Origin of the sequence: Singulisphaera acidiphila DSM 18658, from assembly GCF_000242455.2 — a bacterium.
In the GTDB taxonomy this organism is placed as follows: domain Bacteria; phylum Planctomycetota; class Planctomycetia; order Isosphaerales; family Isosphaeraceae; genus Singulisphaera; species Singulisphaera acidiphila.
Genome location: NC_019892.1, coordinates 7,702,419 through 7,714,915, shown reverse-complemented (window position 1 = coordinate 7,714,915; position 12,497 = coordinate 7,702,419). Strand labels below are relative to the sequence as shown.

7 protein-coding genes and 1 pseudogene are annotated in these 12,497 nt (G+C 63.0%); 7 read left to right on the top strand and 1 reads right to left on the bottom strand.

What is annotated here, in order from left to right:
• Positions 1-403 precede the first annotated feature (403 nt).
• Genes SINAC_RS30100 through SINAC_RS30080 form a run of 5 tightly spaced genes read left to right on the top strand, consistent with a single transcriptional unit; the run spans position 404 to position 8,873 of the window.
• Entirely contained in the window at positions 404-3,754 is a 3,351-nt protein-coding gene (locus tag SINAC_RS30100; RefSeq protein WP_015249329.1) for a DUF1553 domain-containing protein, read from the top strand.
• A 52-nt stretch (positions 3,755-3,806) separates the two neighbouring features.
• Positions 3,807-5,210 (top strand): DUF1501 domain-containing protein, encoded by a 1,404-nt coding sequence (locus tag SINAC_RS30095; RefSeq protein ID WP_020466999.1) that lies wholly within the window; start codon positions 3,807-3,809, stop codon positions 5,208-5,210.
• Positions 5,211-5,259: 49 nt separating this feature from the next.
• Entirely contained in the window at positions 5,260-6,291 is a 1,032-nt protein-coding gene (locus SINAC_RS30090) for a M14 family metallopeptidase (RefSeq protein ID WP_015249327.1), read from the top strand.
• Between the two features lie 45 nt (positions 6,292-6,336).
• Complete coding sequence (locus tag SINAC_RS30085; RefSeq protein ID WP_015249326.1) at positions 6,337-7,458, top strand: mandelate racemase/muconate lactonizing enzyme family protein; 1,122 nt, start codon at positions 6,337-6,339, stop codon at positions 7,456-7,458.
• Entirely contained in the window at positions 7,458-8,873 is a 1,416-nt protein-coding gene (locus SINAC_RS30080; RefSeq protein ID WP_015249325.1) for an MFS transporter, read from the top strand. The genes SINAC_RS30085 and SINAC_RS30080 overlap by 1 nt, the downstream gene beginning before the upstream one ends.
• Here SINAC_RS30080 and SINAC_RS42055 read toward each other — a convergent pair.
• Positions 8,873-9,023: pseudogene (locus tag SINAC_RS42055) on the bottom strand (IS66 family transposase); the annotation flags it as partial. The gene SINAC_RS30080 and the pseudogene SINAC_RS42055 overlap by 1 nt on opposite strands.
• Positions 9,024-9,503: 480 nt before the next feature.
• Here SINAC_RS42055 and SINAC_RS30075 point away from each other — a divergent pair.
• Together SINAC_RS30075 and SINAC_RS30065 are read left to right on the top strand one after the other, a co-directional pair.
• A complete protein-coding gene (locus SINAC_RS30075) occupies positions 9,504-10,928 on the top strand; it encodes an IS1380 family transposase (protein ID WP_015244773.1) in 1,425 nt (474 codons plus the stop codon).
• Between the two features lie 756 nt (positions 10,929-11,684).
• Positions 11,685-12,497: a leucine-rich repeat domain-containing protein gene (locus SINAC_RS30065; protein WP_015249323.1), complete on the top strand. Its 813-nt coding sequence runs from the start codon at positions 11,685-11,687 to the stop codon at positions 12,495-12,497.

The window sequence follows — 12,497 nt, the reverse complement described above, 5'->3', positions numbered from 1 at the left end:
GAAACCGTGGCTAATCATCGGACAGATCGGAAAGGAAGGCACACGTCCATCAAGACCGTGTCGACCGATTGTCGCCAATCACGTCTTGATTGTCTACAATCTTCCGGGCGAAGAGGACTGCTTTTGTGGATTTTTTTTGAAGAGGCCGATGGATGTGTGAGTGGGATTATTGTCGTCAATCACGTGCCGATTGTCTACAATCCTCTGGAGAGGTAGATTTTTCGACTCAACATCCGCTGATCTTGGGCGCGAATCTTCAGGAAATCGTCGGCAGATTGTCGACAATCGTGTCTGGATTGTCTACGATCCTCTGAGGGAATGACTTCTCCTGCCTCGACGCTCTTCTCGAGAAGGCGCGATCGACTCGCTATCCCGACCCCCAGGCGTTCGAGCGAGCTTTACCATGCCTGATGACCGGCTTCGACTCCGAATCGTGTGTTTGACGACGGCCCTCGTCGCCTCGCTTCAGGTCGTCCTCTTGGGGCAGCCGACGGCGGAGCTCGAGGCGTTTGAGAAGGACGTCCGTCCGCTCCTGGTCGAAAGCTGCGGCAAGTGCCATGGCGCGGAGAAACAGAAAGCGGGCCTGCGGCTGGACGCTCGGCAATTCCTCCTTGAGGGGGGTGAGTCGGGGCCTTCGATCGTCGCGGGGCGGCCGGACGAGAGTTTGCTCATTGAGGCGGTTCGCCAGGACGGCGACCTCAAGATGCCCCCCGGCCGGAAACTTGCCCCTGAGCAGATCGCTGCTCTGGAGCGTTGGGTTGCTGCGGGGGCCCCTTGGCCCGCTGACCAGGCACCGGTCGTCGATCGTCGCAAAGAGGCCTGGGCACGCCATTGGGCGTTCCAGCCGGTCGCCGACCCCCAGCCTCCCAAGGTCCGTGACGCCGCTTGGGGGCGAACCCCAATCGACGCGTTCGTGAAGGCCGGGCTGGAAGCGAAGGGGCTGGCTCCGTCGCCCCAGGCCGATCGGTATACTCTCATCCGGCGGGTGAGCTACGATCTCACCGGTTTGCCGCCGACTCCCGAAGAGGTTGACGCTTTCATTGCCGATACCGACCCCAACGCCTATGCGAAGTTGGTCGATCGGCTGCTCGCGTCAGACCATTATGGTGAGCAGTGGGCCCGGCATTGGTTGGATGTGGCGCGGTACGCGGACACCAAAGGTTACGTCTACGGTCGGGAAGAGCGATTCCTCGTGCAGGCCCCGGCCTATCGGGACTGGGTCGTGAAGGCATTCAACGCCGACCTTCCCTACGACCGGTTCCTCCTCGATCAGATCGCGGCGGACCAGGCCGAGCCTGACGACCGCTCGGCGCTGGCGGCGATGGGTTTCCTGACCGTCGGCCGCCGTTTCCTCGGGGTGACCCACGACATCATCGACGACCGGATCGACGTCCTCACCCGTGGCACAATGGGGATGACAGTCGCCTGTGCCCGTTGCCATGACCACAAGTATGACCCGATCCCGACCGCCGATTATTACTCGCTCTACGGGGTCTTTCAGAACTGCACCGAGCGCCTGGTGCCGATCGCCGAACCGGCTGCGCGGGATGACGCCTATCGGACCTTCGAGAAAGAGCTCGAAGTGCGTCGCGAGAATCAGCGCAAAGGGATGGCGGAAAGTCGGGCCGAGGCGTCGAAGCGGGTTCGCGACCGGATCGCGGCGTATCTGCTCGTGCAGCGCGATCTGTCGAAGGTTCCCCAGGAGGGATTTGACACCGTCCTTGGCGCGGACGATCTGATTCCGGGCTTCGTGCGCCGCTGGCAGGCCTACCTCGCCAACGCTGCGAAGGCCGATGACCCGATTTTTCGCCCTTGGCGTCGATTCGCGGCTTTGAGCGACTCCGAGTTCGCCACCCAGGCCCCGATCGTGGCCAAAGCACTGATTCAGAGCGATGCGCCTGCCTTGAATCGAAGAGTTGCGGATTCGTTTGCCACTCCGCCGGCAACGATCCAAGAGGTTGCCGATCGCTATGCCAAGCTTTTCGGCGAGGTCGATCGCCGCTGGCAGGAGTCGCAGAAACCTGCCGGTTCGAACGCCTCGACTCTCCCCAAAATCTTGTCCGACCCGGATGACGAAGCCCTGCGGCAAGTCCTCTATGCGGATCGATCCCCTTGTCAGGTGCCTGACGAGCCGATCGTGACGACGGAGTGGTTTTTTGACTCCGGCACGGTCGTCAAGTTGTGGACCCTCCAGGGGGAGGTGGATCGGTGGCTCATTCAGTCGCCTCAGGCTCCGCCGCATGCGGTGGCCGTTGTCGATCGCGCGGAGCTTCGCGAGCCGCGGATCTTCAAGCGGGGAAGTTCGGCGAATCGGGGCGACGAGGTGCCTCGCCAGTTCCTCCTGGCGATTGCGGGGCCGGACCGGAAGCCGTTCGCAAACGGGAGTGGTCGCCTGGAGCTGGCCCGCGCGATCATCGATCCGTCCAACCCGCTGACGGCCCGGGTCTGGGTCAACCGAGTCTGGATGCACCACTTCGGCGCGGGGCTGGTCCGTACGCCCAGCGACTTTGGCATTCGGGCCGAAGCGCCGAGTCATCCCGAATTGCTCGATTGGCTCGCGCGTCGCTTGGTGGGTGAAGGCTGGAGCACCAAGGCCATCCACCGGCTCATTCTGCTCTCGGCCGCCTATCAACAGCAATCGGGTAGCCCGGCGGACGCCGCGACCCGCGACCTGGCCTTGAAAGTCGACCCTGAGAATCGGTTGCTCTGGCGGATGAATCCCCGCCGTCTCACCTTCGAGGAAGCGCGTGACACTCTCCTCACCGTGACCGGAGAACTCGACCATGGTATGGGGGGCCGGTCCACGAACCTGTTCCCCACCACGGGGACCAACGCTCGCCGGTCCCTTTATGGCTTGGTGGACCGCCAGTTCCTTCCGAGCGTGCTCCGCGTCTTCGACTTCGCCAATCCCGACCTCCATATTCCAACGCGGAGTGAAACGACCGTCCCTCAACAGGCCCTCTTCGCGATGAACCACCCGTTCCTCGCCGACCGTGCCCGGATCTTGGCGGCTCAACTCCCGACCGGCGATCCCGACCTTGCGATCCGACGGCTCTTTCGCGCGGTCTACCAGCGGGATCCGACCGACTCACAACGACGGGCGGCCCGCTCTTTCCTCGCCGCGCCCATCAACGAGGGGACCCCGGCCGTCCCCCCCGAGACCCTCGCCTGGCAATATGGCTTCGGGGCGGTCGATCCCACTTCGGGCCCGTCGCGTGGTGATTTTCAACGGTTGCCCCATTTCAATGGATCGGCATGGAGCGGCGGTCCGCAATGGCCCGACGCGAAGCTCGGTTGGGTGCAACTCACCGGCCAAGGGGGCCATCCTGGGGATGATCTCAAGCACGCCGCGATCCGGCGCTGGACTGCCCCGATCCGAGGGAAGGTGGCGATCCAGTCGACCCTCGTGCATGCGGAGGCTACCGGTGACGGTGTCCGTGGCTGGCTCGTTTCGAGCCGCCAGGGCGTCCTCAAGTCGGCCCCCGTCCACAACACACGACTTGATTTCAACGTCGACTCGATCGTCGTCGAGCCTGGCGATACGATCGATTTCGTTGTCGACATCCGCGATGGCCTGAACAGTGATCAGCACCTCTGGACCGCCAAGATCCGCGAACTGGGCGACTCCGAGGGGACGGCTGCGACCTGGGATTCGGCACGTGATTTTTCCGGCCCCCCCACCCGCCAACTGAAACCGTGGGAACAACTGGCCCAGGTGCTTCTGATGGCGAACGAATTGATGTTCGTTGACTGAACCAAACGGGGATCATCGAGCCATGCCTGACCACACGCAAGATCCATCGCGAATGAGCCGCAGAAGCCTGCTCCAACGCTCCGCGCTCGGCCTGGGTGCGCTCGGCTTGGGCGACCTGTTCAGTGCGCAAAAGGTGTACGCAGGGCCGTCGCTCGAAGGCGGGGCAGGGGATGCATTGGCGACGAAGTTGCCCCACTTTCCGGGCAAAGCGAAGCGAGTCATCCATTTCTTCCTCAACGGCGGCCCCAGCCAGGTCGATACGTTTGACCCCAAGCCGGCTCTCTTGAAGTATGCGGGCCAGCCCGCCCCGGAAAATCTCACGACGGAGCGGAAGACCGGCGCGGCGTTCCCTTCGCCGTTCAAATTCCAGAAGTACGGACAGAGCGGGATCGAGGTCAGCGAGCTGTTCAGCAGAACGGCGCAGCACATCGACGATATCGCCGTCATCCGCTCGATGGTCGCCCAGGTGCCCAATCATGAGCCATCACTGATGCTCATGAACTGCGGTGATTCGGTGCTCTCCCGACCCAGCGTCGGCGCCTGGGTGATGTATGGGCTCGGCACCGAGAACCAGAACCTCCCTGGCTTCGTGGCGATGTGCCCCAGCGGCTTACCGATCAAGGACTCGGAGAACTGGCAATCGGGCTTCCTGCCAGGGATCTTCCAGGGCACGTTCATCGACCCCCAGCATACCGAAATCGACAAGCTGATCGAGAATATCCGCAGCCCGCACGCCACCCAGGCCGTCCAGCGCCGGCAGCTCGATCTCTTGCGCTCCCTGAACGCCGAGCATCGCGAACCACGGGTTGATGCTCGGCTCGATGCCCGGATCCAGTCGTTCGAGATGGCCTTCCGCATGCAGATGGAGGCCGCCGACGCGTTCGATATCGCGCGCGAGCCCCAGTACATCCGCGAATCGTATGGCAACGGGGTCCACGGCCGTCAGACCTTGATTGCCCGCCGGCTTCTCGAGCGTGGCGTCCGGTATGTCCAGCTCTGGCATGGTGCGGGACAACCTTGGGATCATCACGCCCAGATCGAGCAGAATCATCGCAAGCTGGCGGCCGAAATCGACCAGCCGATCGCGGCCCTGTTGACGGACCTGAAACAGCGGGGGATGCTCGAGGACACCCTTGTGATCTGGGGGGGCGAATTCGGTCGTACGCCCACCGTCGAGCTCGACGGCAACGGCAAGTCCGCACTTGGCCGCGATCATAATCACTACGGTTTCACCGTCTGGATGGCGGGCGGTGGCATCCGAGGCGGGACGATCCATGGTGCCACGGACGACTTTGGGTTCAAGGCGGTGAAAGATCCGGTCAGCGTCCATGATTTTCACGCTACCATTCTGCACCTGCTCGGGTTCGACCACGAACGATTGACCTACCGTTACGCCGGCCGTGATTTTCGTCTCACCGACGTTCATGGACAGGTTGTGCGCTCAATCCTGGCCTGAGCTTGCTCCCCCTTTTTTTTCATCAATATCACGCGGGAAGACCGAACCGATGACACGCATTGTGGCTCGCCCCGATCGACTCGACCTCGATTCCCCCGGCCGGCGCGACTACTGGGTTGCTCTGGAACACGACAGCATCTGGGGCGACCATTTGCTCCCTTTGACGGTCTGGGTGGGCCCTGAGGCGCAACCCGACCGCGGTCTCGTCGCCTTCGGATCCAACCACGGCAATGAGTACGAAGGGCCGGTCGCCCTCAAGCACTTGCTGCGTGAGATCCGCCTTGAGGACGTTCGCGGCCGGATCATCATCATCCCCGTGCTGAACCCGTCCGCCTTTCGCACAGGGACCCGCGAGAGCCAGGGGGACGACGGCGTCAACCTGAACCGAGCGTTCGTCGAGGGAGCGGGAGTCACTCCGGCCCTGGCCGGCATCACCCACCGGATCGCTGCCTTCGTCCGGTCGTCGATCTGGCCCCGAGTCCACACCGTCCTCGACCTCCACTCCGGCGGTGACGTGGCCCGCTTCGCCCTCTGCGCCAATTACCACCCGGTTGACGACCCCGCGCTGGCCGCCGAGATCGAGCAGACCGCCCGTTGGTTCGGCACGCCTTGCCTGATGGTCTACCAGAACATCACCCCCGGCCTGCTCCCGAGCGAGGCCGAGCGGCTGGGCAAGATCACGGTCGGGACCGAACTGGGCTGGGGTCGCGCCGTGAACGTCGATGGTGTCCGCTACGGCAAGCACGGTGTGCTCGCGGCGGCGATCCATCAAGGCCAGCTTCGGGGCGAGATCGAGCCGATCGACTATCACAAGGCGGGGACTCAGCGTACGTTGGAGATGGTCGACCGCGACTGCTTTACCGTCGCCCCTTTCGACGGCCATTATGAACCGCTGGTGGAATGCGGTACGGCGGTACGTCGTGGCGATACCGTCGGCCTGCTGCACGATTTCGATCATATCGACATGGATCCCTGGCCTGCGGTGGCTGGAGTCGATGGAGTCGTCCTCGCTCAGGCCTGGGCTTCCCAGATTCCTCGAGGCCAGCACATCGTCGTTGTCGGTCGCGACATTTCCGCCTGATTCGGTTCCTTGGCTGGCCCCACACTCACCCGTCCGGAAGCGTGCATGAAAATCACTGAGATCGTTTGCCAGATCCTGCGGATCCAGAATGTCGAGGCCAAGACGGCGAGCAGCCAAGACTCCGTCCTGGTCCGTGTCAGGACGGACAATGGGTTGGAAGGGATCGGCGAGGCTGACTCGTCGCCGGAGATGGTCAAGGCCATCATCGACGCCCCGTTCAGCCACAACATCGCGACCGGTCTGCGTGCGCTGTTGATTGGCGAGAACCCGCTCGAAACGGAGCGGATCTGGCAGAAGATGTACCGCCGGACGATGTATTGCGGCCGCCGGTCGACGACCATCACCGCGATGGCGGCCATCGATATGGCCCTCTGGGACCTCAAGGGCAAGCACTTTGGCGAGCCGATCCACCGGCTCCTGGGGGGGAAGCTCCACGACCGCTTCCCGGCGTATGCCTCGATCCTGTTCGGACGCGACGGCAAGGAAACTGCGGCAATCGGCCGTCGCTGGCGCGAGGCCGGCTACCGCGCGGTCAAATTCGGCTGGGAGCCGATGGGGCAGAGCGAGGCCGTCGACCTCGACCTCGTCGCCGGAGCGCGGCGGGGCCTGGGCGATGACGCCACACTCTTGATCGACGCCGGGTGCGTCTGGGATGCCCGCACCGCGCTCGAGCGAGCCAAGGCGTTTGCCGACTACAAGATCGGCTGGCTCGAGGAACCGCTCGGGCCCGACGATTACGAGGGCTATCGCTGGCTCCGCGACCGTTCCCCCGTCCCCATCGCCTCGGGCGAGGAAGAGTGCGGGCGGCAGTCGTTCCGCCCCTTGATCGACGGCCGCTGCCTCGACGTCTACCAGGTCGACCTCTCGCGCAACGGCTTCACCGAAGCTGCTTACATCCGGCAGCGCGTTGAGGAGATTGGCGCCCGGCTCTGCAACCACTGCTACACCAGCCCGGTCACGGCCGCTGCCAGCTTGCACTGGCTGTCTACCTGCCGCGATGCCTTCCTCTTCGAAGACTGCGTCGAGGATTCCCCGCTTCGGCACGAGCTGACTCTGGAGAAGATTCAGGCCGAGGACGGTTGGATCAAGGTGCCTAACCGCCCTGGCCTTGGTGTCACGATCAACGAAGACTTCGTTCGTTCCGTCCTCATCAGCGAGTCATCTTGATGACGGAGTCTCCTCCCGCCGCGCCAACCGGGGTCCGCTACCGTGTCCTCGGGTTTGCCTGCACGCTGTCGATGATCACCTATCTCGACCGGGCCTGCTTCGGCGTGGCGGCTCCGTCGATTGCGGGCGAGCTTGGCCTGAGCGACGTCTCCCAGCTCAAGTGGGCGATCACCTCGTTTGCGATCGCCTACGCCGTGTTCGAAATTCCGGCCGGGGCGATGGGCGACCTCCTGGGGCCGCGTCGCACCTTGATCCGGATCGTGGCCTGGTGGTCGGTCTGCACCGCCCTGACCGCCGCGGTCGGCCTTCGCGTTGGCGGCACCTTGGTCGGTGGCCTCGGCGCTCTCATCGCCTTGCGCTTCCTCTTCGGTGCGGGTGAGGCGGGTGCCTACCCCAATATCACGCGGGCGCTTCACAACTGGTTTCCCGCCCGTAGCTGGGAGATGTCTCAGGGCTTGGTCTTCATGTCGGGCCGCCTCATTGGCGGTCTCACCCCGCTGATCCTGGCGATTCTCGTCGGTGGAACGGCCACGTCTGCGCCACTGATGGGCTGGCGGTCGGCCTTCCTCCTTTTCGGCATGATCGGCCTGGTCTGGTGCGTTGCGTTCGGCCTCTGGTTTCGTGACCGCCCCGACGATCACCCAGGAGTCAACGACGCGGAACGCGACCTGATCGGCTCGGAGTGGAATTCTTCGACTACCCACTCGGCCGTCCCCTGGCGGGCGTTGCTCACCAATCGGAGCTTGTGGGCGCTCTGCTTGATGTACTTCTTCATTAACTACGCCTGGGCATTCAACATGACGTATCTGCCCACGTATATCGAAGAACGCTTCGGGTTGACGTCGGCGGACAAGCTAGGCGCGATGTATAAAGGGGCGCCCCTCTGGATTGGAGCGGCCGGCTGTTTCTTAGGCGGCTTCTGTGTGAACGGATTGGCCCGACTCCTGGGGGATCGACGCCGGGCCCGGCGCGTCTTGGGCATCGCCGCGCTCTCGACGGGGGCAGCCTGCTGGTGGGGGGCCAGCCACACCGAGAACGTTCACTTGTTCTGCCTCCTGATCTCGCTGGCCGCCTTTTGCATCGACCTGACCCTCGGCTCGTCCTGGGCAACCTGTCAGGATCTGGGCCGTGAGCACGCTGCGGTGACCGCGGCTTGCATGAACACGATCGGAACCCTTGGCAATGCGCTGGCCGGCTGGTTGACTGGGACGCTGGTCGAGCAATCCCTCGCGACGAGAGCGGCCGCGCAGAACCTCACTCTCAGTCAACTCCCCAAGCTCGACAAGCATCTTGCCGTCCTTTCCGGCTATGAGTCGGCATTCGCGACGTACGTGACGGTGTTTGTCCTGGCCGCCCTATGCTGGACGCTGATCGATCCCACAAAACCGATCGCCGCTAGTGAAACGTCTCCCTGAGCCTGGACGGTGCTCTCTTGTCGGGTTGGCACAGGCCACACGGTTAAGATCTGTTCCACGAGCCGACTGCCCCGTTCCATAGCTCGTCTTCCACCAGCAGACGGTATTACGGACGGCACGTTCGGCCGCATGATTCGTCGGTTCCACACCGGGCCTCGTCGTGGATCGAGTGCAAGGCGAAACTGGTCCTGGCTTCGAGCTTGCGGACGCTGCCCAAAGCCATGGGGATCTCGTAGAGATCGGAGAAGAGTAAAGCGATGGTTCGCTTGCTGATCCGGACGACGCCACTGAAGTAGGCCGTGGCCGCTTGGATCCTGGGGCCAAAGCCGTTGGCCGCTTCGGGGACTGGGGCGGCGGTAGTTCGGGCCTGGTAGAGTGGGCCGTCGAGGGTGTGCGGCGATGATGGGTGCCCCGCCGTAGCTTCTCGGGGAGTTCGATCACCTGATCAAGGTCGTGACGGTCCGCCGACTCCGAGCGATGATGGCCTCGAAGAAGAGGAGGGCGAGTCCGGTCGAGTGCGGAGGCGAGTTGGGCTAACCTGGATTTCTCACCAGGGATTGAATCGGGCTGCCTTGCGTGTCATAGGTGGAATTGCGACAACCACTTTTGACACCGAACCAAGGCAGCCCGATGGCTACAGAGTGTAACTCGACTTACCTCGACTTTTCCATCCTCGGTCACCGCCAAGTGCTCGCCGATTTTGACGGGGGCGCCATCTCTTCCGACGGCGGTGCACTTCTGCTCCGTCAGATCGAAGCCCGCACCGGGATCATCCGCCAGTTCGCCGCCTGCTTTACCGACCATCGCGATCCTGACCTCGTCGAGCACCCCCTGGAACACCTCCTGGCCCAACGCGTCTATGGTCTGGCCTTGGGCTACGAAGACCTCAACGACCACGACGATCTCCGCTGCGATCCGTTACTGGCCACCGTCGTCGGCAAGACCGATCCCACCGGCCAGGACCGGCCACGGCTCCGCGATCGCGGCAAGCCGCTGGCTGGCAAGAGTACCCTCAACCGCTTGGAACTGACCCCTGTCGGGGCCGACGGACAGAGCCGTTACAAGAAGATCACCTGTCAGACCCATGAGGTCGAACGGCTCTTCGTTACCCTCTTTCTTCAGGCCCACAGCCGACCCCCCGAGCGGATCGTTTTGGACCTCGACGCCACCGACGACACGGTCCATGGCCGCCAACTTGGCCGCTTTTTCCACGGCTACTACAAGGGATACTGCTATCTCCCGCTCTACATCTTCTGCGGCGACCACCTGCTCTGTGCCCGGCTGCGTCCCTCCGACATTGATGCCAGCGCCGGCTCGGTGAAGTCCCTCAAGCGGATCGTCTCGCAGATCCGCCAGGCGTGGCCTCAGGTGAAGATCCTGATCCGCGCCGACAGCGGGTTCTGCCGCGAGGAGATCCTTCGCTGGTGTGAGGACAACGGCGTGGATTACCTGATCGGCCTGGCCAAGAACACCCGGCTGACGGCGGCGATCGCGACGGAATTGGCCCAAGCACGCCAGCAATTCGAGGCGACGAAACAGCCGTCCCGGGTCTTCGCCGAGTTGCGTTATCAAACGCAGAAGACCTGGAGCCGAGAACGTCGGGTGGTGGCCAAGGCCGAGCATCTGGGCAAGGGGGCCAACCCGCGGTTCGTGGTCACGTCGCTCACGGTCGAGGAACGAGCGGCGCCGCCGCTGTACGAGCAAGACTACTGCGGTCGCGGTGAGATGGAGAACCGGATCAAGGAGCAGCAACTCCATCTGTTCGCCGATCGGACCAGTGCCCACACGATGCGTGCCAACCAGATCCGGCTGTTCTTCTCCTCGATCGCCTACGTGTTGCTGGAGGCGTTGCGGCGGCTGGGGCTGGCGGGAACGGCGATGGCCGAGGCGCAGTGCCAAACGATCCGTCTGAAGCTCTTGAAGATCGGGGCGTTGGTGCGGGTGACGGTTCGCAAGGTGTGGGTGAAGTTCTCGAGCGGTTGTCCGTATGCGGAAGTGTTTCGGCGTGTGCACACCAACTTGGCGCGGTCGGGGCCCTTGATCCCGAGGTGCTGAAACGAGGAGACCCAGTCAAATGAGGCGGGAAAGCCCCTCCCTGAGGAGGGGTGAGGATCGGGGTGCGCCCCCGCCTGGGCGCGGGGGCCTGAGGAACCAGGTTCGCGTTGGCGTGAAGAGGTCCGATCAGGTCCACGCCGACGTGATGAGCAAGCGGGAGACCACGCAGGCCGCGGGTGGCGGGGGCGAGCCGTCGAAATCGTCGAGCGATCGGACCCCGAAAGAATAGGGTGAGAAATCCAGGCTAACGACTGGCGCAGAGTAGGGAACAGATGTGTGGATGTCATCGGGGGGTGGCTCCGACTGGCGTGGTAACCACCATCGTCCCGTTTGGGCCGGCCCTCGTCTTTCCGATACCTGACCGATGGCCGAGGTACTTACATGGACCCATCGTGCGAGGCACTGCTCCAGGCCAACGAGCTATCGGCACCCGATACAGTTGATGCATTCTTTGATCCTAACAACGCCCAAATCGAGCGAACGCGCAAGGGCAGTGTTTGATACCTGTGGATCAATGGGCGGCCCATTCACATCGAGTTCGTCCGCTCACCGTCCTCGGGCGGGTCGTCCGCCGCGTGCAATGACGCCCAGGACTACACGGTGCTTCGGCGACTCGCAGAGAGGCTGGCAGCGGCATGCAGCGGGCTGGCCTTGGAGCCAATCAGGTGACCGGACCTCACTCCTTCAGGGCCAGTGCGACTCCACAAAAATCTGGAAGATCGTGTTGAAAGTTAAGTCATCAAAAGGCGATCCAAAATGTCAGACCAACTCGAACGAGAGTCACGGTCGTGGTGGCCCAGCATCCGCTTGAGCGTGCGCGGGATGATGCTCGCCGTCCTGATCCTCGGCGGTGGGCTGGGCTGGTCGGTCCGCCGTGCCCATGTCCAGCGCGATGCCGTCGCGGCGATTAAACGCGGTGGAGGACTCGTCGAATTTGACTGGCAATATCTAAACGGGAAGTATCTCCGTAACGCGACGCCGCCTGGGCCACGCTGGCTCGCTGCCGCGATCGGGCCCGACTTCTTGGGGCATCCCTATCGAGTCGTGATCGGGCCAGGCGATGCGAAGAGCGTCATGACCCAGATCGGACAATTCCGACGAATTCGCACCTTGACCCTTGGCCGCGACCCCTCTATATCCGACGCCGACATGGTTCATCTCAAAGGCATGGCCGATCTGGAAGCTCTCTTCTTCGATAAGGGTAAGATCACCGGGGCTGGACTGGAGAATTTTGCCGGTCTACCAAAACTTCACACCCTGAGCCTTCAAGGAATCCCTCTCACGGATGGTGATCTGAGGCCTTTGGAGGCCCTGACGAACCCAGACGCGCTGACCCTCGATAGTCCGCGGATCACGGATGTGGGATTAGTTCACTTGAAGCACCTGGTCCCCTTAAGGTTCATCTCACTCAACGAAACGGGTGTGACCGGAGCTGGGCTGGGAAACCTGGCTGACATGTCCAATTTAGAAATTCTCTACCTCGTCAAAACCAACGTGTCCAGCCTGCACTCGATCCAACACCTTCCTAACTGGTATTTTGCAAACTGGTCCGCGGCAGCGTTAAAATAG

Coding starts and splice junctions, on each gene's coding strand:
- SINAC_RS30085 (WP_015249326.1), top strand. CDS start 6,337: ATGAAAATCACTGAGATCGTTTGCCAGATCCTGCGGATCCAGAATGTC.
- SINAC_RS30065 (WP_015249323.1), top strand. CDS start 11,685: ATGTCAGACCAACTCGAACGAGAGTCACGGTCGTGGTGGCCCAGCATC.
- SINAC_RS30090 (WP_015249327.1), top strand. CDS start 5,260: ATGACACGCATTGTGGCTCGCCCCGATCGACTCGACCTCGATTCCCCC.
- SINAC_RS30095 (WP_020466999.1), top strand. CDS start 3,807: ATGAGCCGCAGAAGCCTGCTCCAACGCTCCGCGCTCGGCCTGGGTGCG.
- SINAC_RS30100 (WP_015249329.1), top strand. CDS start 404: ATGCCTGATGACCGGCTTCGACTCCGAATCGTGTGTTTGACGACGGCC.
- SINAC_RS30080 (WP_015249325.1), top strand. CDS start 7,458: ATGACGGAGTCTCCTCCCGCCGCGCCAACCGGGGTCCGCTACCGTGTC.
- SINAC_RS30075 (WP_015244773.1), top strand. CDS start 9,504: ATGGCTACAGAGTGTAACTCGACTTACCTCGACTTTTCCATCCTCGGT.